Raw genomic sequence first — 25,104 nt, 5'->3', positions numbered from 1 at the left:
CCGCAGCTGAGGCGAGGTGCTTCGTATGGTGGCTCCGCCGGACAACGACGTGCTCTGGACACGCACCCTGACGTACGCCTACGGCGGGTCGCCCGCGCTCGCCGATGTCTCCATCGGCGCCCGCGACGGCGAGATCCTGGCCGTGACCGGACCGCGCGGCTGCGGCAAGACCACCCTGCTCAAGTGCCTGTCGGGCCTGCTCGTCCCGGACCACGGGGAGGTGTGGTTCAACAGCGCCCCCGTGCACACCCTCTCCCCGCTCGGCCGCGAACAGCTGCGCCGCGACCACTTCGCGTGGGTCGACACCGAGCCCCGGCTCATTCCCGAGCTCACCGCCTGGGAGAACGCCGCGCTGCCGCTGATGCTGCGCGGGGCCGGGCGGCGCGAGGCCAAGAGCGCCGCGCACGAGTGGCTCGACCGGCTCGACGTCGGCGACTGCGCCCGCCGGCGCCCCGCGGCCCTCCTCCAGGCGCAGCGTCAGCGGGTCGCGATCGCCCGCGCGCTGGCCTCCGCGCCCGCCGTGCTGTTCGCCGACGAACCCACCGCCCCGCTGCACAGCGCCGACCGCGCCCAGGTGCTGCGCACCCTGACCACGGCGGCCCGCTCGCACGGCATCACGGTGCTCCTGGCCACCCATGACGAGGAGGTGGCCACCCTCGCGGACCGCACCGTGGCGCTGCTGGACGGCCGCCGCGTGGGCGCGGCCCACTCCTCCGAGGCCGAGGGCAGGTCGGCGTGCTCAGTCTCCGCCTAGCCCGCGGCGCCCGGCCCCTGGCGCTGCTGCGGCGGTCGCTGGTCGCGACCGCCGCGGCGGGCACGGGCTTTCTGCTGCTGTGCACCCTGGGATACGCGGCCGGACACCCCGAGCAGACCGACGGAGCGGTCGTGCGGCTGCTGTGGTGCGCGGTGCCGCTGGCCGCCATGGCCCAGCTCGCGGTCGCGGTGGCGCGGGCCGACCCGAGCGTGCCGTTCGGCTCGGCCTTCGCGGCGGCCGGGGGCGGCCCGGCCAGGTCCGCCCAGCTCTCGGCCGCCTCGGCCGCCCTGTCGTGCTCGCTGGGCTGTGTGCCGGCGCTGCTGCTCTTCCTCCAGCTCCGCGGCGATCTGGGCGGCTCATGGCTGCTGTGGGCCGATGGCGCGAGCGGGAGGGCGAGCGGCCCGCTCGGCGCCGGGCATCCGCTGCCCTGGGCCGCGATGGTCACGCTGCTCGCCGTCGTACCGGCGGTGGCGGCCGCGGCCTGCGCGGTCCGGCTGTGGCCCCGGGGAGCGCAGCGGGCGCGGGGCGCGCGTGCGCGCGGCCGGGCGCGGGCGCAGACAAGGGGCGCGGAGGAGGGCCCGCGCGGTGCCGCGCCGACGGACCACGCGTCCCGGCGGCTGCCCTGGGGCATCGCGCTGATCGCGGCGGGGATCGCGCTGGAGGCGTACACGAACAGCATGGACAGCGGCCCGCCCCCGCCGCCCGAGGCGCTGCTGCCGCTGCCCGGCGGGCTCGGGGGCAGCCCGCCCGGCGTGGTGGGCGGCTGGGTGCTGACGGCGGTCGGCCTGGTGCTGGCCGGGCCCGGTCTCACCCATCTGTGCGGGAGGTTGCTGGCCGCCGGGCGTCCGGGCCCGCTGCGGCTGCTGGCCGGGCGGGTGTTGCAGCAGGAGGCGGGGCGCCTGGGGCACTCGGTGGGCGTGCTGTGCGCCGTCGCCACCGGCGCGTACGCCGCGGCCGCGCTGTACGGCACCGGCGCCGGGCCGTCGGGCGCCCGCCCCTTCGGCCCGCTCACCGGCCTGGGCGCCGCGCTGATCATGATGTGCGCCACCGCCTCGGCCCTCACCGCGGCGCTCGAGGCGAAGAGCGCGCGGGGCAGGACGACGGACGCGCTGCTGCGCCTGGGCGCGTCCCTGCGGCTGCTGCGCAGCGCCGCGGCGCTGCGCGGGGTGGCGCTTCTGGTCCTGCTCACGCCGCTGACCTGGGCGGTCGCCGAGCTGAGCACGCTTCCGTTCGACCGCTGACGCCCGCTCCGGGCGCGACGGCCACCGCGCGCACCGCCGCCAGTAGCATGGCGCCGTGCTGACCGACGACGCTTCCACCGCCGCCCAAGACCCGTGCCCCGACCGGGAGATCGAGTCCCTGCGGGAGTTCGACGAGGTCGTGGCGCGCGGCACCCTGGCCGGTTACCGCGTCCAGTCCGTCGACCTGACGGGCCGTACGCGGGCGCTGCTCGACACGGACACAGCCGAGGCGGTCTTCCTCGGCTGCCCGATGGAGCCGGAGGCCGCCGCGAAGGTGCGGGCCGGGGGCGCGCTGGTCTTCCCGCCGGTGCCCGGGCTGCCGTTCGACCCCTACCGCGGGACCCTCTACTCCCCCCGGGAGCTGTTCGAGGGGCTGGCGGAGCGGGGCTACGCGGGGACGCCGGACGCCCTCGCGTACGCCTGGTTCCAGCGCACCAAGGCCGACGGCGACATCTTCTCCTCCATGCTGCGCTCCATCCACGACGACGCCGTCTCCGACGCCCTCGACGAACTCCTCGTCGGGGCCCGGGTGGTGGGTGTGATGGGCGGTCACGCCCTGGAGCGCGGGTCCGACGGGTACGCGGGCGCGGCCCGGCTGGGGCGGGCGCTGGCGCGGTCCGGGCTCACGGTCGCCACGGGCGGCGGGCCGGGCGCGATGGAGGCCGCCAACCTGGGCGCGTACGCGGCCCCGTTCGCCGACGAGATGCTGGACGAGTCCCTCGAGCTGCTCGCCAAGACTCCCTCTTTCCGGCCGTCCGTCGGCGAGTGGGCCGAGGCGGCCTTCGCGGTGCGCGAGCGCTGGCCGGAGGGTGGCGCGTCGGTGGGCATCCCCACCTGGTTCTACGGGCACGAGCCGCCTGGCGCGTTCGCCTCGCACATAGCGAAGTACTTCGCCAACGCCACCCGCGAGGACGGCCTGCTGGCGCGGTCGAACGCGGGGGTGGTGTTCCTCCCGGGCGCCGCCGGGACCGTACAGGAGATCTTCGACAACGCGACGCCGAACTACTACGAGTCGCGCGGCGAGCCGACGCCGATGGTGCTCGTGGACCGCGACCACTGGACGCGCCGACTGCCGACCTGGCCGCTGCTCGAGGCGCTCGCCGAGGGCAGGCCCATGCGGGCCCGGATCGCGCTGGTGGACTCGGTGGACGAGGCTCCGGGCGCGCTCATGTCCCTGGCGGGGTCCCCGGCAGGCTGCCCGCGCCCCACTCCCTGACGCGCCCGGGTCGGCGACGACGTCCGCGGGGCTACCGCTGACGCTTGTGCGAAGGCTCCGCGACGACGCCGTCCGGACGGCCACCGGAGAGCACCGCGCCGACCGCGGCGCCGGCCCATGCGTAGGCCCGTCGCCGGGCCTCGTCGGAGTACCAGGCGGCGTGCGGGTTGAGCACCGTGGACTTCAGGGACAACGCGGGGTCGTCGGCGGCCGGCGGCTCCACGGGCAGAGTGTCCAGCGCGGCGCCCTTCAACTGGCCTGAGTCCAGGGCCGCGGCCAGCGCCGCGTGGTCGAGGATCTCGCCGCGGGAGACATTGACCAGGAAGGACCCCGCCGGCATCGCGGCGAGTTCGGCCGCACCGATGAGGTCCGCGGTCTCCGGGGTCAGCGGGATGTGCAGGCTCACCAGGTCGGTTCCGGCCAGCAGGTCGGTCAGGTTCGCCACCCGGCGCACACCGGCCTTCTCGAAGTGCTCCGGTGCGACCTTGGGATCCCAGGCGGAGACCGGCATCGACAGCGCCGCTGCGTGCTCCGCGACGGCCCGCGCGATCCGGCCGAAGCCGACCAGTCCCCAGCGGGTGCCCGCGATCCGCCGTGGCCGCACCCGCTCGACGTCCCAGATCCCGCTTCGGACGTCCCGGTCCAGGTCGACGGTGCCGCGCAGCAGGCCGACACCGAGCGCCAGGGTGTGGTCGGCGACCTCGTTCGTGCAGTAGCCCGCGCTGCTGGTCACCCAGATCCCGGCCGCGCGGGCGGCCTCGACCGGAACGTGGTCGTAGCCGGTGGAGGTCACCGCGATCACCCGCAGATCGGGCAGCAGGGCCAGATCCTCGGCGGTCATCGGCACCTCGGGACCCACCAGGAGCCCGACGATGCCGGGTCCGTGCGGAATGGCGTCGACCTGTTCCAGCCGCACCTCGGCCTGCGGCAGTGCGTCGCCGAGCGCGGTGCGGACCGCCTCCGGGTCGGCGAAGGGGTCCGCCAGCGCGATGCGGGCCGGGGCGCCCCCGTTGCGTTCCGTGCTCATATGCCCTCCTGACGGGCGGCTGCGTTCCGATCGTGCATCAAAGGACCTTCTTCGGCTGTGTCTGCTGTGTTGCCGCTCGCAGCGCCTCAGTCCGAGTAGTCCGGGGCGATTCGCCGCACCAGGCGCAGCAGGGCGGACCAGGCGAGGTCCAGAGCCAGCTCGTCGTGGAAGTCGGAGACGTCCTCCGCGTTCAGCTGCTGGGCGGTGTACTCGGCGATCTCGGGCGAGGGCATGGTCAGGGGCGCTCCGGTGGCCTGTGCGGTGGTCTGGATCTCGCAGGCCCTCTCCAGGTAGTACATGCGCAGGAAGGCCTGGGCGGGCGTCTCGCCGACGGTGAGCAGGCCGTGGTTGCGCAGGATCATCACCGGATGGCCGCCGAGGTCCTCGACCAGGCGCTTCTGCTCGTCGAGGTTGAGGGCGACACCCTCGTACTCGTGGTAGCCCACCCGGTTGTAGAACTCCATGTTCATCTGGTTGAGCGGCAGCAGCCCGTCGCGCTGGGCGGCGACCGCGCAGCCTGCCTTGGTGTGGGTGTGCAGCACGCAGTGGGCGTCCGGCCTCGCCGCGTGGATCGCGCTGTGGATCACGAAGCCGGCCGGGTTGACGGGGTACGGCGTGTCCTCGACGGGGTTGCCGGCCAGGTCGATCTTCACCAGGTTCGAGGCGGTGATCTCCTCGAAGAGCAGCCCGTAGGGGTTGATCAGGAAGTGCTGCTCGGGGCCGGGCAGCCGCACCGAGATATGGGTGAAGATCAGGTCCGTCATCCGGAAGTGGGCGACCAGGCGGTACACGGCTGCCAGCTCGCGGCGCAGCCGGAGCTCCTCGGCGGCGTGGTCGGGGGTCGGCATGGCCGGCGCGAGCGGGGTCGACGCACTGGACATGGAGATGGCTCCTTTCGGGGGATTTCGGGGGTGGGGGAACTCAGACGGCTGCGGGCGTCGTGGCCTGATCCGACGCGGCCGGGTCCGACGCGGCCGCCTCCGGGCTCTCGCCGGCCAGGCGCCGGTGCCAGGACGCCAGCACGCTGCCGTCGGTCGCCTTGGTGAGGAGGCTGACCGCGGTGTACGCGACCAGGCTCACGGCCAGGCCGTAGTAGATCGGCTCGTTGGCGAGTACGCCCTTGGTCATCATCATCACGATCACCGTCAGGCCGCCTCCGAGCATGGCGGCGAGCGCCCCCTGGAAGTTGCCACGCCTCCAGATCAGGGCACCGAGGATGGGCACCAGGAGCCCGCCGACCAACAGGTTGTAGGCCACGGTGAGGGCGGCGATCACGTCGTCCAGAGCGCAGGCGATGGCGATCGAGATCACGCCGAGGATGACGATGGCCAGGCGGTTGGAGCGGACCTCGTCGTGGTCGTCGGCGACGGCCTTCGGGGCGGAGCGGCGCATGAGGGACCTCAGCCGGCCCCCTATGTCGTTGTTGGCGACGGTGGCGGAGGCGATGAGCGCGCCGCTGGCGGTGGACATCATCGCGGACAGCGCGGCAGCCAGGACGAGGCCTCTGACACCGGTGGGCAGAGCCTGCTTGACGATGGTCGCGAACGCGCTGTCCGCGCTGGCCAGATTGGGGTAGATCGCCTTGGTCGCCATGCCGATGACCGCCCCGGCCGCCGCGTAGAACAGGCAGTACACGCCGGCGACCGTGCCTCCGTACGAGGCGACCTTGTCGCTGCGGGCGGTGAACACCCGCTGCCAGATGTCCTGGCCGATCAGCATCCCGAAGGTGTAGATCAGGACGTAGGTGAAGATGGTCTCGCCGCCGATGGACATCGGCGAGAGGTAGCCGGACGGCAGCTTGTCCGCCATTTCCGCGAAGCCGCCCGCCTTCACCACGGCGATGGGCAGCAGCAGGAGGAGCACGCCGATGCTCTTGACGACGAACTGCACCATGTCGGTGAGGGTGATGGACCACATGCCGCCCAGGGCGGAGTAGCCGACGACGATCGAGCCGCCGATGACCACCGCGGCCCAGCGCGGTACGTCGAAGAGCACGTCGAAGACGCTGGCGTAGGCGATGGTGGAGGTGACCGCGAGCATCAGGGTGTAGACCCACATCACCACGCCGGAGATGATGCTCGCCGCGTCCCCGTAGCGCAGTGACAGCATCTCGGCGACGGTGTAGACGCGCAGCCGCGCGATCCTGGCGGAGAAGGCGATGCTCAGGGCGAGCAGGCCGATGCCGATCGCGATGACCATCCACGCCCCGGAGATGCCGTAGGTGTAGCCGAGACGCACCCCGCCGATGGTGGAGGCGCCGCCGAGGACGACGGCGGCCATGGTGCCGGTGTACATCAGGGGGCCGAGCCGGCGGCCGGCGACCAGGAAGTCGCTCTTGGAGGCGGCGCGCCTCTTGCCCCACCAACCGACTCCTACGATGCCTAGCAGGTACCCGATCATCACTGTGTAGTCGATGGCCATGGAGTCCTCCGGTCAGGTATGGGCCGTGGCGCGGGACGGCGGGGCCGCGGCTCACTGGTAAGAAGGCGGGCATGACAGCGTCGTCGCTGTTCAGGGGGGTGGCGGGGCGCCCGTTCGAGGACGGACCTGCCGCGGGATCAGGCGCTTCGGTCGCCTGCCCTCCGCTTCGCAGGAGCGTATCCGCGCACCACCCAGGAAATAAGTGCAGAATTCATCCATCATCCACTCACCCAATGGATGAATCCGCACCCGTGAAGGAGCCCGCCGTGATACCAGCCGACCCGCCGAGGGGTCCCTGGCACACACCGGCCCCGGGGACGCCGACCGTTCCGCTCAGCGCTCTGCTCGCCGACCCCGATCTCGGGCTGAAGCGCATCGCGGGACCGGACGAGGACCGTTTCGTCGAACAGGTGGGAACCACCGAGCTGGCGGACCCCACGCCCTACCTGATCGGCGGCGAACTGCTCCTCACCGCCGGATCGCTCCTGCCCCGGACCCCCGAGGGCATCGACGACTACGTCCGCCGGGTCGTCGAAGCGGGTACGGTCGCGCTGGGCTTCGGCATCGTCCCGGTCTACGAGGAAGTCCCGCCGGACCTGATAGCCGCCTGCGACCGGCACGACCTGCCGCTGCTGCTGGTTCCGAAGGACGTCCCCTTCGTCGCGGTGGCCCGCGCCACCCACTCCGCGATGGCGGAGGCGCGCACCCATGATCTGCGCCTGGTCTCCGAGGCTCAGTCCGCACTCGCGTCCGCCGCCGCCCGCCCGGATGCCCTCGCGGCCGTGCTGCGCCAGCTCTCCGTCCACCTCGGCGTCTGGGCGGTGCTGCTCGACGGCAACGGCGCCGAACTTCTGGCGGCCGGTACGCGGCCCGCCGCCCAGGTCACGCGGCAGTTGTGTGAGCTGGCCGCGCGCACCGCGGCCCGGCAGCCCTCCGCGCCGCATGACCGCACGCCGGGGCCGGGGTCCCGGCCGCCCACGGCGGCCGCCCAGCACCACGCGGGGATCCACCTGACCGTCCACACCGTCCCCGGCGGTGACACGGCCGGGCCCCTGGCCCTCGGCCTGGTCGCCGCCTCCCGGCCCACCCCGGTGCACCGGTCCGTGACCGGCACGGCGATCGTGCTGCTCTCCCTGCTCACCAACCCCCGGCACGCGCTGGGCGGCGACACCCGCACCGCCGGCGCCGTGGTGAGGCTGCTGCTCGGCGGCGCCCCCGCCGAGATCGCGCCCATGCTGCTGCCCGCCGACGCCCCGGACGACGCCGCCTGGACCGTGGTGCACGGCCGGCCCGCCCGGTCGGCACGCGGCCCCGGCGCACAGCCCGGCGGCGACCCGGTCCACCTGGCGGCACTGGGCACCGCACTGGGCACCCCGTATCTCGACCTGGCCGGCCCGGTGCTGCGCGCCCTCATCCCCTGGTCGGCCCGTGCCCAGCCCACAGAACCCGCCGACGCCGCCCGGCTCGGCTGGCACCTGGGCTTCAGCGCCCCGGTGGGAACAGCCGATCTTCCCGTCGCCGACACCCAGGCCGAGCGGGCGCTGCGCCGCGCCGTGGCCTCCGGCCTGCCGACGGTGCATCACCGCACCGTGGAACAGAGCGTGCACAGCATCGTCGCACCCCGCGAGGCGAAGGCACTCGCCCGCGCACGCTTCGCGCCGCTCGACCGCGCCCCGGCGCCAGGGCCCGCCGTCCTCATGGAAACGCTGCGCACCTGGCTGTCCCAGTACGGCAGCTGGGACCGCACCGCCGCGGCGCTGGGGCTCCACCGCAATACGGTGCGTCAACGCATCAGCCGAATCTCGGAGTTGCTCGACGTCGACCTCCAGGACCCCGAAGTCCGCATGGAGCTCTGGTTCGCCCTCCACTGGTTGCCGGGCGAACGCTCCTCCCTGGATGACGGCCAGGGCTGAGGGCCTGGTCATCCGGTCCCCGGCCGCGCGCCGCGGGGCCGTCAGCCGCCCGCGCCCAGCACCACCACATCGCCCGCGTCGAACGCGACGCCGACCCGCTCCCCCTCACCGGGCGCGTCCCGCAGCGCGCACGCCGCCTCCAGGCGCGGCGCGCCCCCGGGCTGGAGGACGAGCGCCACGCGGTCGCCGCGGAAGGTGCGCGCGGTCACCGTGCAGGGCAGCCCCTGCTCCGGCGAGGTGAGCCGCACCCCGGCCGGGCGGACCAGCAGCCGGCACGGCCCCGGCGGGGTGCCGTCCGGGACGGGCAGCTTGCCCCAGCGGGTGTCGGCGCTCTCGCCGTTCACGACGGCCTCGACCACATTGTCGAAGCCGAGGAAACGGGCGACGAACTCGTCGGCGGGCCGCTGCCACACCTCCAGCGGGGTGCCGGTCTGCGCGATGCGCCCGCCGTCCATCACCACCACCCGGTCCGCGAGCGCGAAGGCCTCCCCCTGGTCGTGGGTGACCGCGAGCACCGTCGTGCCCAGCTCGCCGAAGAGCTGGCGCAGTTCGACCACCAGCCGCTCCCGCAGCCCCCGGTCGAGCTGCCCCAGCGGCTCGTCCAGCATCAGCACCGTGGGCCGTGGGGCCAGGGCGCGGGCCAGTGCGACCCGCTGCTGCTCGCCGCCGGACAGCGAGGCGACCGCGCGCCGCTGCGCGCCCGGCAGGCCGACCAGCTCCAGCAGCTCGGCGACCCGGCGCTCCGCCTCGGCGCGCGCCACCTTGCGCATCCGCAGCCCGAAGGCGACGTTGCCGCCCACGTCGCGCTGCGGGAAGAGCTGGTGGTCCTGGAACATCAGGCCCACGCCGCGCCGGTGGGTGGGCACCCCCGACTGGTCCCGGCCGGCCAACCACACCCGGCCGGTGTGGGCCCGCTCCAAACCCGCGACCACGCGCAGCAGCGTGGACTTGCCGCCGCCGCTCGGCCCCAGCACCGACACCGTCTCGTGCTCGGCGACCTCCAGGTCCACGGCATCGAGCGCCGTGCGCTCGCCGTAGCGGACCGTCACCTCGTCCAGTCGCAGCAGCGTCATCAGAACTCCCCCGAACGGTCGGTGCGAATCCGCTCCAGGAGCAGCAGGGAGCCCGCGCACACCAGCATCAGAACCGTGCTCAGGGCCATGGCCTGGCCGTAGTTGAGCTGCCCGGCCCGGCCGAGGAAGCGGGCGACGGCCACCGGGAGGGTCGGGGAGTCGGGCCGCGCGATGAACACCGTCGCCCCGAACTCCCCGAGCGAGACGGCGAACGCGAACCCCGCCGCGACCCCGAGGGCCCGCGCGACCAGCGGCAGATCCACCTCCCGCCAGGCCCGCAGCGGGGACGCGCCGAGCACGGCCGCCGCCTCCCGCAGCCGGTGGTCCACCGCGCGCAGCACGGGCAGCATGGTCCGTACGACGAAGGGCACGCCCACCAGGGCCTGGGCGAGCGGTACGAGGATCCATGAGGCGCGCAGGTCCAGCGGGGGCTCGTCAAGGGCGATGAGGAAGCCGAAGCCGACGGTGACGGCGGAGGTGCCGAGCGGCAGCATCAGCAGCGCGTCGAAGCCCCGCACCAGCCGCCCCGCACCCCTGATGACCCTCGGTTCGCCTCCGGGCGCTCGGGTCCGGTATCGACGCTCCTCGACACTGCGCTCGCTCGTTCCTCGCTCGCTTGGTCTCGTCGCTTTCGACACCGGCGCGCCCTTTGGCTCACTCGGGATGGTCAGCGCGGCCGCCGCCAAACCGCCCACCACGACCGCGAAGACGGTCGCCACGGCGGCGTAGCGCAGGGAGTTCCAGACGGCGTCCATAGGGGCGACGAAAAACGTCCCGCCGCTGTCCGCCGCGGACTGGAGTGCGCGGTAGTAGTCGAGTCCGTAGCCGCCGGGGGCGTCCAGGGACCGCTCGACCAGGACTCCGAGCGGCAGCAGGATCAGCAGCGCCACGACGGCGAGCACGCCCCACAGCAGCGCCCATTGGGCCGCGCCCTGGGGGCGGCGCGCGGTCTGTTCGGGGTCGACCAGCTTCAGTGCGCCCTCGCGGCGCCGTACGGTCCACGCGTGCAGGGCCAGGACGGCGGCCACCGCCGCGAACTGGACCAGGGTCAGCACGGCGGCCGTCGGCAGGTCGAGCAGCTGGGCGGTCTCCCGGTAGATCGCGACCTCCAAGGTGGCGTACCGGGGGCCGCCGAGGATCTGGACGACGCCGAAGGAGGTGAAGGTGAACAGGAAGACCATCAGGGCGGCGGCCGCCACGGCGGGCGCCAGCGCGGGCAGTGTCACCCGCCGCCACGCCGCCAGGCGGCTCGCGCCGAGCACCCGCGCGGCCTCCTCCTGGCGCGGGTCGAGCTGCGCCCACAGCCCGCCGACGGTCCGTACCACCACCGCGTAGTTGAAGAAGACATGCGCGAGGAGGATCGCCCAGACGGTGGTGTCCAGGCGCACCCCCCACAGGCTGTCCAGCAGCCCGCCCTGGCCGAGCAGGGCCAGGAACGCGGAGCCCGCGACGACGGTCGGCAGCACGAAGGGGACGGTCACCACGGCGCGCAGCAGCCGCTTGCCGGGGAAGGCGAAGCGGGCGAAGACATACGCGCCGGGCAGCGCGACCGCCAGCGTCAGTGCGGTGGAGGCGGCCGCCTGCCAGCCGGTGAACCACAGGATGTCCAGGACCGCCGGATCGGTGAGCACCTCGCCGAACCGGCCCAGTCGCCACTGGCCGTCGACGCGCAGCCCGCGGGCGACGATGGCGGCCACCGGGTAGATGAAGAACAGCGCGAAGAACGCGGCGGGCACGGCCATCAGAGCCAGCCGCAGCGCCGTCCCGCGGAGGTTCGAGCGCCGCGGCCCGGGGCGCGCGCCGGGCTCCCCCGGTGTCTTGGCGGGAGGCTCGGGCCGCTTTACAGGACGAGCGAGGACCATGCCTTGACCCACTGGTCACGGTTCTTGGCGATCTTCTGCGGGGCCAGGGTGGCCGAGTCGGCGATCTTCGCGCCGTACTGCGTGAACAGCTCGGGCAGCTTGGCGTCCTCACGGGCCGGGTTCACGTACATGTTGAGCGGCACGTCCTCCTGGAACGTCTTGCTCAGCAGGAAGTCCAGCAGTGCCTTGCCGCCCTTGGTGTTGGACGCGCCCTTCAGCAGGCCCGCGAATTCCACCTGGCGGAAGCAGGTTCCCGTCGCGACCCCTGTAGGTGCCTGCGCGGGACGCGGCTTGGCGTCGACGACCTCGGCGGGCGGGCTGGAGGCGTACGAGACGACCAGCGGCCGGTCGCCCTTGGCGCCGCCCGCCGAGCCGGAGAACCGGTCGTAGTACGCCTGCTCCCAGCCGTCGACGACCTCGACGCCGTTGGCCCTGAGCTTCTTCCAGTAGTCCTGCCAGCCGTCGTCGCCGTACCGGGCGGCGGTGCCCAGCAGGAAGGCGAGCCCGGGAGAGGAGGTGGCCGCGTTCTCGGTGACCAGGAGGTTCTTGTACGCGGGCTTGGTCAGGTCGTCGAGGGTCTTCGGCGGGGCCAGCTTCTTGTCGGCGAAGTACTTGCGGTCGTAGTTGACGCAGATGTCGCCGAAGTCGACCGGGGTGACGCGGTGCGAGGCCTGGTCGAGCTGGAGGGCGGCCGGGACCTTGTCCAGGCCCTTGGCCCGGTAGGGGGTGAACAGGTCGTTGTCGAGCGCGCGGGAGAGCAGGGTGTTGTCGACGCCGAAGAAGACGTCGCCCTGAGGGTGCGACTTGGACAGGATCGCCTGGTTGACCGCCGCCCCCGCGTCGCCGCCGGCCTGCACCCGCACCTTGTAGCCGGTCTGCCGGGTGAACTCCTTGAGCACGGCCTTCGACGCGGCGAACGAGTCGTGCGAGACCAGCGTCACGGTCTTGGAGCCGGAGCCGCCGGAGGAGCCGGAGGAGTCCTCGCCGCAGGCGACGAGGGTGGTGAGGCCGAGCGAGCCGAAGAGGGCGGCGACGACGGCATGCCGAAGACGGCGGTTCATATGAGGCTGACTCCCTACGCCGGTATGACCCGGATCAGGTCCGAGGGTCTGCGGCCGAGCCGCACTCTCAGCGCTGTTCGCGCTCCCCTGTCGGAATGTTCACTTGTACGAGATGCCGCGTGTGTGCACGCGGTGATGCCAGGGCACCGTATCAGCAGCGCCTCAGCGCTCGGCCGCCGCCAGCTGTCCGCACGCCCCGTCGATCTCCTGCCCCCGGGTGTCCCGCACGGTCACGGGCACGCCGTGTGCCTCCAGGGCGGCCACGAACGCCTTCTCGTCCTCGGGCCGGGACGCGGTCCACTTGGAGCCTGGCGTGGGGTTGAGCGGGATCAGGTTGACGTGCACCCGGCGGCCCTTGAGCAGCCGGCCCAGCAGGTCGGCCCGCCATGCCTGGTCGTTGATGTCCCTGATCAGGGCGTACTCGATGGAGACGCGGCGGCCCGACTTCTCCGCGTACTCCCACGCCGCGTCCAGGACCTCGCGGACCTTCCAGCGGGTGTTGACCGGGACGAGGGTGTCGCGCAGCTCGTCGTCGGGCGCGTGCAGCGACACCGCGAGACGGCACTTGAAGCCCTCGTCGGCGAAGCGCAGCATCGCCGGGACCAGCCCCACGGTCGAGACGGTGATGCCGCGCTGGGACAGCCCGAGGCCGTCCGGCTCCGGGTCGGTCAGCCTGCGGATGGCGCCGACGACGCGGTTGTAGTTGGCGAGCGGCTCGCCCATGCCCATGAAGACGATGTTGGACAGCCGCGCGGGCCCGCCCGGGATCTCCCCGTCCCGCAGCGCCCGCATCCCGTCGACGATCTGGTGCACGATCTCGGCGGTGGACAGATTGCGGTCCAGGCCCGCCTGGCCGGTGGCGCAGAAGGGGCAGTTCATGCCGCAGCCCGCCTGGGAGCTGATGCACATGGTGACCCGGTCCGGGTAGCGCATCAGCACGGACTCCACGAGCGTGCCGTCGAAGAGCCGCCACAAGGTCTTGCGGGTGGTGTCGTCGTCACAGCTGATGTGGCGCACCACGCTCATCAGGTCCGGCAGCAGTTCGGCCGCCAGCTTCTCGCGCGCGGCGGCCGGGATGTCGGTCCACTGGGCCGGGTCGTGGGTGTAGCGGGCGAAGTAGTGGCGCGAAACCTGGCCGGCGCGGAAGGGCTTCTCGCCGAGGGCGGCGACGGCCTCGCGGCGCTCGGCGGGCGTGAGGTCGGCGAGATGCCGCGGGGGCCTCTTGGCTCCGCGCGGCGCGACAAAGGTGAGTTCTCCGGGCTTGGGCATGGTCTCACCAGTGTCGCAGACGTGCGTACGGCCTCGCGCCACACGTGGTGCGAGGCCGTACGGACGGGGTGACGGGCCGGTCAGCCGCCGCCCACGAAGATCACCATCAGCAGCCAGACCACGGGGGCGGTGGGCAGCAGGGAGTCCAGCCGGTCCATGATCCCGCCGTGCCCCGGCAGCAGCTTGCCCATGTCCTTGATGCCCAGGTCACGCTTGATCATGGACTCGCCGAGGTCGCCGAGGGTCGCGCTGACCGCGACGGCGAGCCCGAGCAGCAGCCCCTGCCACCACGCGCCGCCCTTGATCAGGTACTGCATGGACAGCGCGCCCGCGACCATCGCGAAGGCGATCGCGCCGAGCAGTCCCTCGCGGGTCTTGCCGGGGCTGATGCGCGGTGCGAGCTTGTGGCGGCCGAAGCGCCAGCCGACCGCGTACGCGCCGGTGTCGCTGACCACGGTCAGCAGCAGGAAGACCAGCACCCGCCGCGGCCCGTCGTCGGCCGCGAGCATGAGGGCGACGAAGGTGGCCAGGAACGGGACGTAGAAGGCCGCGAAGACGCCGGCGGTGACGTCCCTGAGGTAGTTCTCGGGCGGCTCGGTCATCCGCCATACGAGCACGGCCAGGGCGGTCAGCGACACGGCCACCCACGCGCCCTCCGCGCCGCGCACATAACCGGCGACCACCATGGCGACGCCGCCCACGGCGAGCGGCACCAGCGGGACGCGGATGTCCTTGCGCTCGGCCAGCCGCGAGGTCAGCTCCCACAGGCCGATGACCACCGCGACCGCCAGGACGCCGACGAACACCGGCTTGTAGATGAACAGCGAGGCGACGACCAGTACGCCGAGGCCGACGCCCACCCCTATCGCGGCGGGCAGATTGCGGCCCGCGCTCTTCTTGGCGCTCCCCGTGCCGCCGGGCTGGGCGGCGTCCGACGGCGGGGTGCCGGGGCCGTCCGGGGGCGTGGGCGGGGGCGCGGCGGGGGGCCGCGGCCCGCGCTCCGGCTCCCGGTCGTCGCGGAACAGGGGACCGCTCAGCCGAGCGGCCCCCCGATCACGGTCGGCGGCATCCCGAGGGTCTCCGCCTGCGTGGGGCACGGTGGGCATGGGCCGAGTCTGCGCCGCCTCGCCCACGTCGTGCGCGGGACCCGCCGGGACCGGGCGCACCTCGCCGCGAGGCGAGGGAGAGGGCCCCTGGTCGGCCGGTCCCCAGAGGCGGGGGCTCGGCGGAGCCCCCCAGGATGAGTCGTTCATCAGACCTCGAGGAGCTCGGCTTCCTTGTGCTTGAGCAGCTCGTCCACCTGCGCGACATACTTCGCGGTGGTGTCGTCGAGCTCCTTCTCGGCGCGGCGGCCCTCGTCCTCGCCGACCTCGCCGTCCTTGATGAGCTTGTCGATGGACTCCTTGGCCTTGCGGCGGACGCTGCGGATCGAGATCTTCGCGTCCTCCCCCTTGCCCTTGGCGACCTTGATGAACTCCTTGCGGCGCTGCTCGGTGAGCTCGGGGAACACCACTCGGATGATGTTGCCGTCATTGCTCGGGTTGACGCCCAGATCGGAGTCGCGGATCGCCTGCTCGATGTTGCGCAGCGCGCTCTTGTCGAACGGTGTCACCACGGCCATGCGCGGCTCTGGCACCGAGAACGACGCCAGCTGGTTGATCGGCGTCATCGCCCCGTAGTAGTCCGCCACGATCTTGTTGAACATCGCCGGGTGCGCACGCCCGGTGCGGATCGCGGCGAAGTCCTCCTTGGCGACCACAACGGCCTTCTCCATCTTCTCCTCGGCCTCGAGGAGGATCTCTTCGATCACCACTTGCTCCTGGTGTTATCAGTAAGCAGAGCCTCGCCCCTGCGTGCGTCTTCTCCTGCACGGTGTCCGACCGGCAGGCCGTTGTCCATCCCCCGTATGAGCCGTCAGGCCCGGGAGCCCTGGTCGCTCACGAGCGTGCCGATCTTCTCACCCTTCACCGCACGCGCGATGTTTCCTTCGGCGAGAAGCTCGAAGACGAGGATCGGCAGTTTGTTGTCGCGGCAGAGCGTGATGGCGGTGGCGTCGGCGACCTTGAGGTCGCGGGTGATCACCTCGCCGTACTCCAGGGCGTCGAACTTCACCGCGTCCGGGTTCCGGGCGGGGTCGGAGTCGTACACCCCGTCCACCCCGTTCTTACCCATGAGCAGGGCCTCGGCGTGGATCTCCAGGGCGCGCTGGGCCGCGGTGGTGTCCGTGGAGAAGTACGGCATGCCCATGCCCGCGCCGAAGATGACCACGCGCCCCTTCTCCAGATGGCGCACCGCGCGCAGCGGAATGTACGGCTCCGCGACCTGGCCCATGGTGATGGCGGTCTGGACGCGGGAGTCGATGCCCTCCTTCTCCAGGAAGTCCTGGAGGGCGAGGCAGTTCATGACCGTGCCGAGCATGCCCATGTAGTCCGAGCGGGCCCGGTCCATGCCCCGCTGCTGGAGTTCGGCGCCGCGGAAGAAGTTGCCGCCACCGATGACGATGGCGATCTCCGCGCCGTCCCGGACGACCGCGGCGACCTCGCGGGCGATGGCGTGCACGACGTCCGGGTCGACCCCGAGTCCCCCGCCCCCGGCGAACGCCTCGCCGGAGAGCTTCAGCAGGAACCGACGGCGTTTGACCCTGCCCTGAGCGTTCTTCTCGTCGGCGGCCTGTCCGGCGCCCGCGCCCTGATTCATTGGAGATCTCCTCGTGCACATACGAAGAAGGCCACTGCCGGACGGGTCCTTGTTCGACCTCTGCGGCAATGGCCTCCTCGTCACATCTGCGGCCGACCGGTTGACGGTTGGCTGCCTACGACCCTATCGGGGTCGCCGGTCATTCGCTGCTCGGCTCGGACGCCGACGCTCAGACGCCTACGCGGAAGCGCGCGAAGCCCTTGAGCGTGACACCGGCCTCGTCCAGGATCTTCTGGACGGTCTTCTTGTTGTCCTTGGCGAACGGCTGGTCCACCAGGACGTTCTCCTTGAAGAAGCCGGTGACGCGACCCTCGACGATCTTCGGCAGGGCGGCCTCGGGCTTGCCCTCCTCGCGGGCGGTGGCCTCGGCCACGCGGCGCTCGTTCTCGACGGCCTCGGCCGAGATCTCGTCACGGCTCAGGAACTTCGGCGCGAACGCGGCGATGTGCTGCGCGATGTCCTTGGCGACCGTGGCGTCTTCCTTGTCCAGCTCCACCAGCACGCCGACCTGCGGCGGCAGGTCCGGCATGGTGCGGTGCATGTACGCGGCGACGTAACCGCCGGAGAGCTGCGCGAAGCGGTCCAGGACGATCTTCTCGCCGAGCGTCGCGTTGGCCTCGTCGACGTACGCCTGGACGGTCTTGCCGGGCTCGATCTCGGAGGCGAGCAGGGCCTCCAGGTCGGCCGGGGAGGTCTTGGCGACGTGGGCGGCGATGGCGTTGGCGGCGGCGATGAACTTGTCGCCCTTGGCGACGAAGTCGGTCTCGCACTTCAGCTCGACCAGCACACCGGAGGAGTTGTCGTCCGCGATGAGGGAGACGACGGCGCCGTTCTCGGCACTGCGGCCCTCGCGCTTGGCCACGCCCTTCTGGCCCTTGACGCGCAGGACCTCGACGGCCTTGTCGACGCTGCCGTCGGCCTCGTCCAGCGCCTTCTTGCAGTCCATCATGCCGGCGCCGGTGAGCTCACGGAGCTTCTTGACGTCAGCGGCGGTGAAGTTCGCCATGATCTGTGAATCTCTTCTCGAAAGTCGAAAGCTCTACGGGGGAACGGCGGGGGTGGTGCCCAGGCACCCTCCCCCGCCGTCACACGTGGTCCGAGTGATCAGGCCTGCTCGGCGTCCGCGGCCGGGGCCTCGGCGGGCTGCTCGGCCGGCGCCTCGGCGGGCTGCTCAGCCTGAGCCTCGGCCGGCTGCTCGGCCTCGGCGGGCTTGGCCGCCTCGGGCTCGTCGGCCTTCTTCTCACCCTCGAGCAGGTCGCGCTCCCACTCGGCGAGCGGCTCACCGGCGGCCTTGTCGGCCTTCTGGTCACCGGTGGCGACACCGGAACGGGCGATGAGGCCCTCGGCGACCGCGTCGGCGATCACGCGGGTGAGCAGGGTGACCGAGCGGATCGCGTCGTCGTTGCCCGGGATCTTGTAGTCGACCTCGTCCGGGTCGCAGTTGGTGTCGAGGATCGCGACGACCGGGATGCGGAGCTTGCGCGCCTCGCCGACGGCGATGTGCTCCTTCTTGGTGTCGACGATCCAGACGGCGCTCGGCACCTTCTGCATCTCGCGGATACCGCCGAGGGTCTTCTCCAGCTTGGCCTTCTCGCGCGAGAGGACCAGGAGCTCCTTCTTGGTGAGGCCGGAGGCGGCCACATCCTCGAAGTCGATCTGCTCGAGCTCCTTGAGGCGCTGAAGGCGCTTGTAGACGGTCGAGAAGTTGGTGAGCATGCCGCCCAGCCAGCGCTGGTTGACGTACGGCATGCCGACGCGGGTCGCCTGCTCGGCGATCGCCTCCTGCGCCTGCTTCTTCGTGCCGACGAACATGATGGAACCGCCGTGGGCGACGGTCTCCTTGACGAACTCGTAGGCGCGGTCGATGTACGACAGCGACTGGAGCAGGTCAATGATGTAGATGCCGTTGCGCTCGGTGAAGATGAAACGCTTCATCTTCGGGTTCCAGCGGCGGGTCTGGTGCCCGAAGTGGACGCCGCTCTCCAGCAGCTCCCGCATCGTGACGACGGCCATGGCCGTACTCCTTGAAGTGCTCGGTTCCACGGCGGCCGGGCGGCCGCCGCGCCTGACGCCCCGGCGCGTCTGCCACGGGCGGCGCCCTTGCGGAGGGCTCGACCGAGGACCGAGGGACGCGGCCGCCGTGCTGTCCGAGGGGACCGATGCGTGGATCGATGCCGATCGGAGTGCCGGTGGCGGGGCGTGCGAAGTCGATCCGGTGACCCGGATCGCCACAAGAAGTGTACGGGACCCGTGCGGTGCCGGGTGACGGCGATATCCACAACCCGTGAGTAGTCCCCAGATCGTGTCCATGATCCACACGAATCGGGCGACCGCGTCACCGTGTTCCCATGCGACCGCACACCGCAGCCCCAGTCCCCTGTCCGCCCCCGCCGACCTCGCGGCTGACCTCGCTGTTCGTGGTCCTGTCCGGCCTGATCGCGCTGCTGCTGCCCTGGCCCGCGGCGACGGCGGCGGGGCCTGCCGGGGCCGGGGCGCCGGCTGGGGCGTCCGCCGGGGCCGCGCCGGGCCGTGACGGGCGGGTCTGGCCGGTGGAGTCCGAGGCGGGCGCGGGCAGACCGACGGTGCTGCGGGGCTGGGAGCCGCCGCCCGCTCCCTGGGCGGCGGGCCACCGCGGGGTGGATCTGGCGGCCCGCACCGGCCGGCCGGTGCGGGCGGTGGCCGCGGGCCGGGTGTCCTTCGCAGGGCCGGTCGCGGGGCGCGGGGTGCTCGCCATCGAGCTGCCGGGCACCGGCCGCCCGCCGCTGCGCACGACATACGAGCCGGTGCGGGCGGTGGTGACCGAGGGCGAGCGGGTGCGGGCCGGACAGGTGGTGGGCGTCCTGGGAGCGGGCCCCTTCCACTGCCCGTCCGGCTGTCTGCACTGGGGGCTGCGCCGCGGGGACCGCTATCTGGACCCGCTGTCCCTGCTCGACCCGTCGATGCGCGGCCACGGCCCCTCGCGGCTGCTGCCGGTCATCGGAGTACCGGAGGGAGCGCCGGGCGGGGCGGGATCGCCGGAGGGATCCGGACCTCGGGAACGAGCGGGCGTCACCGCCGCGCCGCGCACGGCCGGCGACCGCGCGCCCCTCGCCCGGACCGCGGGGGCCGCGGGCCCCTTCCACCGCTCGCCCGGTCCCAGGGAGCTGGCCCCGTCCGCCGCGCTGGCCGCCGCGGCGGCCTGGGCCGGTGCGCGCCTGCGCCGCGCGGCGCAGGCGCGCGCCGCGCGGCGCCCGGCGCGGGCCGGGTGGTGTCCGTCAGGGGCACACCCCGCGCAGGGCCATGGCGACGGCGGCCTCCGTGACCTGCCCGGGGTCCTCGGCGGCGCCCAGCTCGATCCGGCGGACCGCGGCGTCCACGACGCCTTGCAGCAGCACCGCGGTCAGCCGCGGCTGCTCATGGCCGAGCTCGCCGAGAGCCTGGACGACCATGGCGATCAGCCCGCCGTGCGCGGCCCGGATCTTCTCGCGGGCGCCCGCGTCCAGCTCCCCGGCCGAGATCGCCACGACCGCCCGGTGGCGGCGGTCGCCGACCAGCGCCAGCTGCTGTCGCACATAGGCCTCGATCTTCGCCTCGGGCGAGTCGGCGCGCTCCATGGCCGCCTCGACCTCGGCGGCCCAGACCGGGAAGTCCACCGCGCACAGCTCCTCGACCACGGCCGCGCGGGAGCGGAAGTACTCATAGACGGAGGACCGCGCGAGGCCCGTGCGCTCGGCGAGGGCGGGGAAGGTCAAGGCTTCCGTACCGCCCTCGGACAGCAGGGTGCGGGCGGCGTCCAACAGGGCGCCGCGCTGCATCGTCCGGTGCTCGGCCACGGAGGCCGCTCGAATCCTGGGCACGTTCCCACTTTACGGAAGGCGCCGTGGTGGGAGCGATAGAGGCGGGACGATTCAGCGCCCGACCTCGGCGAGCTTGGCCCTCAGCTGGAGCACGGATTTGGTGTGGATCTGGCTGACCCGGCTCTCGGTGACCCCGAGGACCTGCCCGATCTCGGCCAGGGTGAGCCCCTCGTAGTAGTAGAGGGTGACCACGGTCTTCTCCCGCTCGGGGAGCGTGTTGATGGCGCGGGCGAGCAGCCGGCGCAGCTCGCGGTCCTCGGCCACCTCCACGGGGTTGTCGGCGGCGGTGTCCTCCAGGGTGTCCATGAGGCTGAGCCGCTCACCGCCCTCCCCGCTGACATGCAGCAGCTCTTCGAGGGCGACCACATTGGCCAGCGACAACTGGCTGAAGACCCCGTGCAGTTCCTCGAGGCCGATGTCCATCTCGGCGGCCACCTCGGCCTCGGAGGGGGTGCGGCGCAGCGCCGCCTCCAGCGTGGCGTACGCCCGCTCGACCGCCCTGGCCTTCTGCCGCACCGAGCGCGGGATCCAGTCCAGCGCCCGCAGCTCGTCAATCATCGCGCCACGGATCCGGGTGATCGCGTAGGTCTCGAACTTGATGGCCCGCTCGGGTTCGAACTTCTCGATGGCGTCGATGAGTCCGAAGACGCCCGAGGAGACGAAGTCGGCCTGCTCGACATTGGACGGGAGCCCGACGCTGACCCGGCCCGCCACATACTTCACCAGCGGCGAGTAGTGGAGGATCAGCTGCTCCCGCAGCCGACCGTCGCCCGTGGACTTGTAGGACCGCCACAGCTCGTCGAGCGATGACGGGGCGGCGGGACGCACCGCGCCGCGGGCAGGGGCCGGCGCCGCGCGGTCAGACCCGGAGATGTGCTGGGGCATTCGTCGCCTTGTGCCGTTCTGCCATGACGTGGGTGAGGACGTGCGCTTCCGCCGGAAACCTAGTGAGCGTAGCGTGACTGAGCCATCGCGGTATGCGAAGGGGGTCGGCTCGACGGTGCGCGGATACGGTCATCGCCTCAACCCTTTCACCCGATTGCCCCAAATCTGAGGACCGCCTCGCCGTGTGCCGTCGTTCCGGCCGGTCGGCGGGGCCAACTCCCAACGGTCGCCATGACGTTCGACGAAACCCAGGGCGAGCAGCTCATACAGGCGGCTCAACGCCTCCTCGCAGCTCGTCCCGGACTCCCGGGCGACCTCGCGCCCGTCGCTGCCGCCCTGTGCCGACAACGCTTCCAGCACGCGAGCCGTCACGGGATCGAGCAGGTCCCGCTCCACCAGCGGCCCCCGCCGGGCGGGGGCGAGCTCCCCGATGCCGCCGATCAGCTCGGCCACTTCGTCGGCGTCGGTGACCAGAACGGCCTCCCCGCGCAGCAGTTCATGCACGCCCGCGGAGAGCCCGCTGGTGACCGGGCCCGGCACGCCCATGGTGTGGCGGCCGAGCTTCACCGCCCGGCGCGCGGTGACCAGGGACCCGCTGCGGTACTGCGCCTCGACGACGACCGTGCCGCGGGTGAGCGCGGCGATGACCCGGTTGCGGAGCACGAAGCGGCTGCGGGTCGGATGCGCGCCGGGCGGCAACTCCGCGAGCACCAGCCCCTGTTCCGCGATGCGCTCGATCAACTCGGCGTGGCCCCGGGGGTACGGGACATCCACGCCGGAGGCGAGCACGGCCACGGTCGCCCCGGCGGCGGCCAGCGCCCCGCGGTGCACCGCGCCGTCCACGCCATGGGCCGCGCCGGAGACCACCACCCAGCCACGCTCGGCGAGCCCGGCACCCAGGGTCGCCGCGACATGCGCGCCGTAGTCGCTGCATGCCCGGGCGCCCACCACGGCGACGGAGCGCAGCGCCCATATCCGCAGCGACGGCCGGCCGCGCACCCAGAGCCCGACCGGGCGGGCGTCTCCCAGGTCATCGAGCTGACCGGGCCACTCCAGGTCGCCGGGGCATACGAACCGCCCGCCGCGCGCGGCCACGGCGGCCAGGTCGGCGGCCGGATCGAGGCCCTCGGCCCGCAGCCGGCACCCGGCGACGCGCTGCTCGCTCGCCCCTGGCGGCGGCTTTCCGGCCCCGCACAGCGCCCGCCGCAGCGCCACCGGCCCCAGCTCGCGCAGCCAGCGCCCCACCGCCTCGTCCCCGGGCTCCACCAGCCGGGTGAGCGCCGCCCGCGCCAGGCGCTCCTCCTCCGACACGCCCCCGGCCCCGGCCTCGGCGCGGGACTCGGACTCGGGCCCGGCTTCGGCCTCGGCGCGGTCGCGGCCGGGCGCCGGTCCGGCGCCCTCGGCGCCCTCGGCGCCCTTCAGGGGGTTGGTCATCAGAACCCCGCCGCCCCGGCCGGGACGCCACGGCTGACGCCGGTGCGCAGCTGGAGCGCCTGCGCCACGTCCTCGGCCTCCGGCCGGTCGTGGCCCGCCAGGTCCGCGACGGTCCAGGCGACCCGCAGCACACGGTCGAGGCCGCGGGCGGTGAGCAGCCCGCGCTCCATGTCGCGCTCGGCCTCGCGAAGCGCCCCGGCCCGCGCATACCAGCGGGTGCGCAGCTCATGGCCCGGAACCTCGCTATTGGTGTGCCAGGGGGTGTCGGCGTAGCGCGCGGCGGCGCGCTCCCGCGCCTCGCGCACCCGGGCGGCGACGGTCGCGCTGCTCTCCCCGGCCACCGGCGCCCCGGTGAGCTCGGCCCGGCTGATCGCCTCGACCCGCACCCGCAGATCCACCCGGTCCAGCAGTGGCCCGGAGAGCCGCGCCTGATAGCGGCGGACCATCGCGGGCGAGCAGTCGCAGCCGTCGCCGGCGTACGAGTGGCGCCCACAGGGGCACGGGTTGGCGGCCAGCAGCAGCAGAAAGCGCGCGGGCATGCGCACCATGCCGCCCGAGCGGGCCACCACCACATGGCCCGACTCCAGGGGCTGCCGCAGCGCGTCCAGCACCCGGGCGCTGAATTCGGGCGCCTCGTCCAAAAAGAGCACGCCCCGGTGCGCGAGCGAGACCGCGCCCGGCCTCGGCAGCCCGTTTCCCCCGCCGACCAGGGCCGCCATGGTGGCCGAGTGGTGCGGCGCGCAGTACGGCGGGGCGGCCACCAGGGGCTGTCCGGGCGGGAGGATCCCGGCCACCGAGTGCACGGCGGTCACCTCCAGGGACTCGCGCCGGGTGAGCGGGGGCAGCAGCCCGGGGAGCCGCTCGGCGAGCATGGTCTTGCCCGCGCCGGGCGGACCGGCCAGAAACAGATGGTGGCTCCCGGCCGCGGAGATCTCCAGGGCCTTGCGGGCGGCCCGCTGCCCGGCGACCTCGGCCAGGTCGGGGCGGCGGTCGGCGGCCGCCCCGGCGCCGGCCACCACGCCGACGCCCAGGCCCGCGCCCGCCACACTCAGCCCGGCGAGCATCGGGTCGGGGCGGCCCTCCTCGGACAGCTCCTCCTCTTCGGGCACCGGTTCGTCCGTCAACACGGCGATCAGCTGGCGCAGGGTCCGCACGCCGAGCACCGAGACATCCGGCACCAGGGACGCCTCGGCCGCGGTCTGCTCCGGGACGACCACCTGCCGGTATCCGGCCTCGGCGGCCGCGAGCACCGCGGGCAGCACCCCGCGCACCGGGCGGACCCGCCCGTCCAGGCCGAGCTCGCCGATCATCATCAGATCGGCGATGGCCCGTGGGTCGAGACGCTCGGCGGCGCCGAGCACCGCGCAGGCCACCGCCAGGTCGAAGCCGCTGCCGCCCTTGGGGACGGACGCCGGGCTGAGCCCCACCGTGAGCTTCTTCTGCGGCCAGTCGACGCCGGAGTTCACCACGGCCGCCCGGACCCGGTCCCGGCTCTCGACCAGGCTCTTGTCGGGCAGCCCGACCAGCGTGAACGTGGCGACGCCGGGCTCCAGGTCGGCCTGGACCTCGACCACCACGCCCTCGACTCCGACCAGCGCGACCGAGCAGGTGCGGGCAAACCCCATCAGGCCACCCCCCGCACATGCTCGACCACCGGCGCGCCGCGGTCGGGCAGCACCACACCGACCAGGTCGATCCGCACCCCGCCCGGCGGGGGGCCGCCGCGCCGCTCCAGCCAGCGCTCGGCCAGCCGCCGCAGCCGGTCGGCCTTGCCTGGGGTGACGGCCGCCATCGGGTGTTCGTAACCCCCTGCACGGCGCGTCTTGACCTCGCACACCACCAGCGCCCCGGCGTCGAGGGCGACGATGTCGATCTCCCCGTCCCGGCACCGCCAGTTCCGCTCCAGGACGGTCATCCCGGCCTCGGACAGCCGGCGCACCGCCAGATCCTCGCCGTAGCGTCCGAGCGCTCCTCGGGCGTTCATTCGGCACCACCTCCGGCACCGACTGTGACGCCCCGGCGCCGAATTATTGGATCTTTGTGGACAACCGGCCGCCTGTGGACAACTCAGCCACTCGGAAGGTCGAGGTCGCTCTTGTTCAGCTCCTCAATATTCACGTCCTTGAACGTCAGGACGCGCACCTGTTTGACGAAGCGGGCCGGTCGGTACATGTCCCAGACCCAGGCGTCGGCCATGGAGACCTCGAAGAACACCTCACCCTGCACCGAGTGCACCTGCATCTCGTAGTCATTGGTGAGATAGAAACGGCGCTCGGTCTCGATCACGTATTTGAACAGACCGACGACATCGCGGTACTCCCGGTAGAGCTTCAGCTCCATCTCGGTCTCGTACTTCTCGAGGTCCTCGGCGCTCATGGCATGTTCCCCTTCAGCCGTGCGTCCCCCCATTGTGCG

General features: G+C 72.9%; 23 protein-coding genes, 1 pseudogene and 1 riboswitch. Of the genes and pseudogenes, 5 read left to right on the top strand and 19 right to left on the bottom strand.

Annotated elements, in window-relative coordinates; all coding sequences use genetic code 11:
* Nucleotides 1-25 precede the first annotated feature (25 nt).
* From ABTY62_RS36985 to ABTY62_RS36975, 3 genes are read left to right on the top strand one after another with little or no spacing between them, the layout of a single operon-like run.
* Complete coding sequence (locus ABTY62_RS36985; RefSeq protein WP_352133774.1) at nucleotides 26-754, top strand: ABC transporter ATP-binding protein; 729 nt, start codon at nucleotides 26-28, stop codon at nucleotides 752-754.
* Nucleotides 736-1,995, top strand: coding sequence for a hypothetical protein (locus ABTY62_RS36980; protein ID WP_352133773.1), 1,260 nt, complete (start codon nucleotides 736-738; stop codon nucleotides 1,993-1,995). Before ABTY62_RS36985 ends, ABTY62_RS36980 begins: the two co-directional genes overlap by 19 nt.
* A gap of 55 nt (nucleotides 1,996-2,050) precedes the next feature.
* The gene (locus ABTY62_RS36975; RefSeq protein WP_352133772.1) at nucleotides 2,051-3,211 is read left to right on the top strand and encodes an SLOG cluster 4 domain-containing protein; all 1,161 of its coding nucleotides are present in this window, start codon (nucleotides 2,051-2,053) and stop codon (nucleotides 3,209-3,211) included.
* A gap of 31 nt (nucleotides 3,212-3,242) precedes the next feature.
* Here ABTY62_RS36975 and ABTY62_RS36970 read toward each other — a convergent pair whose 3' ends face one another.
* The 3 genes from ABTY62_RS36970 to ABTY62_RS36960 form a co-directional block, all read right to left on the bottom strand.
* A complete protein-coding gene (locus tag ABTY62_RS36970; protein ID WP_352133771.1) occupies nucleotides 3,243-4,238 on the bottom strand; it encodes an NAD(P)-dependent oxidoreductase in 996 nt (331 codons plus the stop codon).
* A gap of 86 nt (nucleotides 4,239-4,324) precedes the next feature.
* Nucleotides 4,325-5,119 (bottom strand): class II aldolase/adducin family protein, encoded by a 795-nt coding sequence (locus tag ABTY62_RS36965; protein ID WP_352133770.1) that lies wholly within the window; start codon nucleotides 5,117-5,119, stop codon nucleotides 4,325-4,327.
* A gap of 40 nt (nucleotides 5,120-5,159) precedes the next feature.
* Nucleotides 5,160-6,659 carry a sodium:solute symporter family protein gene (locus ABTY62_RS36960; RefSeq protein ID WP_352133769.1) on the bottom strand — a complete coding sequence of 500 codons (1,500 nt, stop codon included), beginning with the start codon at nucleotides 6,657-6,659 and terminating at the stop codon, nucleotides 5,160-5,162.
* 266 nt (nucleotides 6,660-6,925) lie between these two features.
* On the opposite strand from ABTY62_RS36960, the gene ABTY62_RS36955 reads away from it, so the two are divergent.
* Entirely contained in the window at nucleotides 6,926-8,572 is a 1,647-nt protein-coding gene (locus ABTY62_RS36955) for a PucR family transcriptional regulator ligand-binding domain-containing protein (protein ID WP_352133768.1), read from the top strand.
* A 41-nt stretch (nucleotides 8,573-8,613) separates the two neighbouring features.
* Here ABTY62_RS36955 and ABTY62_RS36950 read toward each other — a convergent pair whose 3' ends face one another.
* From ABTY62_RS36950 to ABTY62_RS47615, 10 genes are all read right to left on the bottom strand, one after another.
* The gene (locus ABTY62_RS36950; RefSeq protein WP_352133767.1) at nucleotides 8,614-9,645 is read right to left on the bottom strand and encodes an ABC transporter ATP-binding protein; all 1,032 of its coding nucleotides are present in this window, start codon (nucleotides 9,643-9,645) and stop codon (nucleotides 8,614-8,616) included.
* Nucleotides 9,645-11,387, bottom strand: a complete 1,743-nt coding sequence (locus ABTY62_RS36945; protein WP_352133766.1) for an ABC transporter permease — start codon at nucleotides 11,385-11,387, stop codon at nucleotides 9,645-9,647. The genes ABTY62_RS36950 and ABTY62_RS36945 overlap by 1 nt, the downstream gene beginning before the upstream one ends.
* Nucleotides 11,388-11,485: 98 nt before the next feature.
* Nucleotides 11,486-12,568, bottom strand: coding sequence for a thiamine ABC transporter substrate-binding protein (locus tag ABTY62_RS36940; protein ID WP_352133765.1), 1,083 nt, complete (start codon nucleotides 12,566-12,568; stop codon nucleotides 11,486-11,488).
* A riboswitch (TPP riboswitch) is annotated at nucleotides 12,563-12,667 on the bottom strand. Its footprint overlaps the gene before it by 6 nt.
* A 63-nt stretch (nucleotides 12,668-12,730) precedes the next feature.
* Nucleotides 12,731-13,837, bottom strand: coding sequence for a dual-specificity RNA methyltransferase RlmN (rlmN, locus tag ABTY62_RS36935; protein WP_311727777.1), 1,107 nt, complete (start codon nucleotides 13,835-13,837; stop codon nucleotides 12,731-12,733).
* 80 nt (nucleotides 13,838-13,917) lie between these two features.
* Nucleotides 13,918-15,090: a phosphatidate cytidylyltransferase gene (locus tag ABTY62_RS36930; protein WP_352133764.1), complete on the bottom strand. Its 1,173-nt coding sequence runs from the start codon at nucleotides 15,088-15,090 to the stop codon at nucleotides 13,918-13,920.
* Entirely contained in the window at nucleotides 15,090-15,647 is a 558-nt protein-coding gene (gene frr / locus ABTY62_RS36925; protein WP_311727779.1) for a ribosome recycling factor, read from the bottom strand. The genes ABTY62_RS36930 and frr overlap by 1 nt, the downstream gene beginning before the upstream one ends.
* A gap of 104 nt (nucleotides 15,648-15,751) precedes the next feature.
* Complete coding sequence (pyrH, locus tag ABTY62_RS36920) at nucleotides 15,752-16,534, bottom strand: UMP kinase (RefSeq protein ID WP_065965195.1); 783 nt, start codon at nucleotides 16,532-16,534, stop codon at nucleotides 15,752-15,754.
* A gap of 169 nt (nucleotides 16,535-16,703) precedes the next feature.
* Nucleotides 16,704-17,540, bottom strand: coding sequence for a translation elongation factor Ts (tsf, locus tag ABTY62_RS36915; protein WP_352133763.1), 837 nt, complete (start codon nucleotides 17,538-17,540; stop codon nucleotides 16,704-16,706).
* A gap of 98 nt (nucleotides 17,541-17,638) precedes the next feature.
* Nucleotides 17,639-18,547, bottom strand: coding sequence for a 30S ribosomal protein S2 (gene rpsB / locus ABTY62_RS36910; protein WP_352133762.1), 909 nt, complete (start codon nucleotides 18,545-18,547; stop codon nucleotides 17,639-17,641).
* Between the two features lie 322 nt (nucleotides 18,548-18,869).
* The gene (locus tag ABTY62_RS47615; RefSeq protein ID WP_502997591.1) at nucleotides 18,870-19,268 is read right to left on the bottom strand and encodes a hypothetical protein; all 399 of its coding nucleotides are present in this window, start codon (nucleotides 19,266-19,268) and stop codon (nucleotides 18,870-18,872) included.
* Between ABTY62_RS47615 and ABTY62_RS47610 the strand changes: the two are divergent.
* Nucleotides 19,171-19,392, top strand: a pseudogene (locus tag ABTY62_RS47610) (peptidoglycan DD-metalloendopeptidase family protein); the annotation flags it as partial. The gene ABTY62_RS47615 and the pseudogene ABTY62_RS47610 sit on opposite strands and share 98 nt — an antisense overlap.
* A gap of 396 nt (nucleotides 19,393-19,788) precedes the next feature.
* Here ABTY62_RS47610 and ABTY62_RS36900 read toward each other — a convergent pair.
* The 6 genes from ABTY62_RS36900 to ABTY62_RS36875 all read right to left on the bottom strand — a co-directional run bounded on the left by ABTY62_RS36900 (nucleotide 19,789) and on the right by ABTY62_RS36875 (nucleotide 25,065).
* On the bottom strand, nucleotides 19,789-20,346 hold the full coding sequence (locus ABTY62_RS36900; protein WP_311727844.1) for a TetR/AcrR family transcriptional regulator: 558 nt from the start codon (nucleotides 20,344-20,346) through the stop codon (nucleotides 19,789-19,791).
* 75 nt (nucleotides 20,347-20,421) lie between these two features.
* Nucleotides 20,422-21,255 (bottom strand): RNA polymerase sigma factor WhiG, encoded by an 834-nt coding sequence (whiG, locus tag ABTY62_RS36895; RefSeq protein ID WP_352133761.1) that lies wholly within the window; start codon nucleotides 21,253-21,255, stop codon nucleotides 20,422-20,424.
* Between the two features lie 129 nt (nucleotides 21,256-21,384).
* Nucleotides 21,385-22,689: a DNA-processing protein DprA gene (gene dprA, locus ABTY62_RS36890; protein WP_352133760.1), complete on the bottom strand. Its 1,305-nt coding sequence runs from the start codon at nucleotides 22,687-22,689 to the stop codon at nucleotides 21,385-21,387.
* Complete coding sequence (locus tag ABTY62_RS36885) at nucleotides 22,689-24,314, bottom strand: YifB family Mg chelatase-like AAA ATPase (RefSeq protein WP_352133759.1); 1,626 nt, start codon at nucleotides 24,312-24,314, stop codon at nucleotides 22,689-22,691. The genes dprA and ABTY62_RS36885 overlap by 1 nt, the downstream gene beginning before the upstream one ends.
* On the bottom strand, nucleotides 24,314-24,673 hold the full coding sequence (locus ABTY62_RS36880; protein ID WP_352133758.1) for a YraN family protein: 360 nt from the start codon (nucleotides 24,671-24,673) through the stop codon (nucleotides 24,314-24,316). Before ABTY62_RS36880 ends, ABTY62_RS36885 begins: the two co-directional genes overlap by 1 nt.
* 83 nt (nucleotides 24,674-24,756) lie before the next feature.
* The gene (locus ABTY62_RS36875; protein ID WP_004944840.1) at nucleotides 24,757-25,065 is read right to left on the bottom strand and encodes a DUF2469 domain-containing protein; all 309 of its coding nucleotides are present in this window, start codon (nucleotides 25,063-25,065) and stop codon (nucleotides 24,757-24,759) included.
* Nucleotides 25,066-25,104: the final 39 nt, after the last annotated feature.

The organism is Streptomyces sp. NPDC097640 (genome assembly GCF_040302705.1).
Taxonomy (GTDB): domain Bacteria; phylum Actinomycetota; class Actinomycetes; order Streptomycetales; family Streptomycetaceae; genus Streptomyces.
The sequence above is the reverse complement of the archived record's forward strand: the minus strand, read 5'-3'. Positions and strand labels throughout refer to the sequence as shown.

Bases quoted from the DNA above. Each gene is read 5' to 3' on its own strand.
- ABTY62_RS36945 (WP_352133766.1), bottom strand. From the start codon at position 11,387: ATGGCCGTGCCCGCCGCGTTCTTCGCGCTGTTCTTCATCTACCCGGTG.
- ABTY62_RS36875 (WP_004944840.1), bottom strand. From the start codon at position 25,065: ATGAGCGCCGAGGACCTCGAGAAGTACGAGACCGAGATGGAGCTGAAG.
- rlmN (WP_311727777.1), bottom strand. From the start codon at position 13,837: ATGCCCAAGCCCGGAGAACTCACCTTTGTCGCGCCGCGCGGAGCCAAG.
- ABTY62_RS36880 (WP_352133758.1), bottom strand. From the start codon at position 24,673: ATGAACGCCCGAGGAGCGCTCGGACGCTACGGCGAGGATCTGGCGGTG.
- ABTY62_RS36970 (WP_352133771.1), bottom strand. From the start codon at position 4,238: ATGAGCACGGAACGCAACGGGGGCGCCCCGGCCCGCATCGCGCTGGCG.
- ABTY62_RS36885 (WP_352133759.1), bottom strand. From the start codon at position 24,314: ATGGGGTTTGCCCGCACCTGCTCGGTCGCGCTGGTCGGAGTCGAGGGC.
- ABTY62_RS36940 (WP_352133765.1), bottom strand. From the start codon at position 12,568: ATGAACCGCCGTCTTCGGCATGCCGTCGTCGCCGCCCTCTTCGGCTCG.
- dprA (WP_352133760.1), bottom strand. From the start codon at position 22,689: ATGACCAACCCCCTGAAGGGCGCCGAGGGCGCCGAGGGCGCCGGACCG.
- ABTY62_RS36950 (WP_352133767.1), bottom strand. From the start codon at position 9,645: ATGACGCTGCTGCGACTGGACGAGGTGACGGTCCGCTACGGCGAGCGC.
- tsf (WP_352133763.1), bottom strand. From the start codon at position 17,540: ATGGCGAACTTCACCGCCGCTGACGTCAAGAAGCTCCGTGAGCTCACC.
- rpsB (WP_352133762.1), bottom strand. From the start codon at position 18,547: ATGGCCGTCGTCACGATGCGGGAGCTGCTGGAGAGCGGCGTCCACTTC.
- pyrH (WP_065965195.1), bottom strand. From the start codon at position 16,534: ATGAATCAGGGCGCGGGCGCCGGACAGGCCGCCGACGAGAAGAACGCT.
- ABTY62_RS36960 (WP_352133769.1), bottom strand. From the start codon at position 6,659: ATGGCCATCGACTACACAGTGATGATCGGGTACCTGCTAGGCATCGTA.
- ABTY62_RS47615 (WP_502997591.1), bottom strand. From the start codon at position 19,268: ATGGCGAGCACCCCGCGCCCCGCGACCGGCCCTGCGAAGGACACCCGG.
- ABTY62_RS36985 (WP_352133774.1), top strand. From the start codon at position 26: ATGGTGGCTCCGCCGGACAACGACGTGCTCTGGACACGCACCCTGACG.
- ABTY62_RS36930 (WP_352133764.1), bottom strand. From the start codon at position 15,090: ATGAACGACTCATCCTGGGGGGCTCCGCCGAGCCCCCGCCTCTGGGGA.
- ABTY62_RS36965 (WP_352133770.1), bottom strand. From the start codon at position 5,119: ATGTCCAGTGCGTCGACCCCGCTCGCGCCGGCCATGCCGACCCCCGAC.
- whiG (WP_352133761.1), bottom strand. From the start codon at position 21,255: ATGCCCCAGCACATCTCCGGGTCTGACCGCGCGGCGCCGGCCCCTGCC.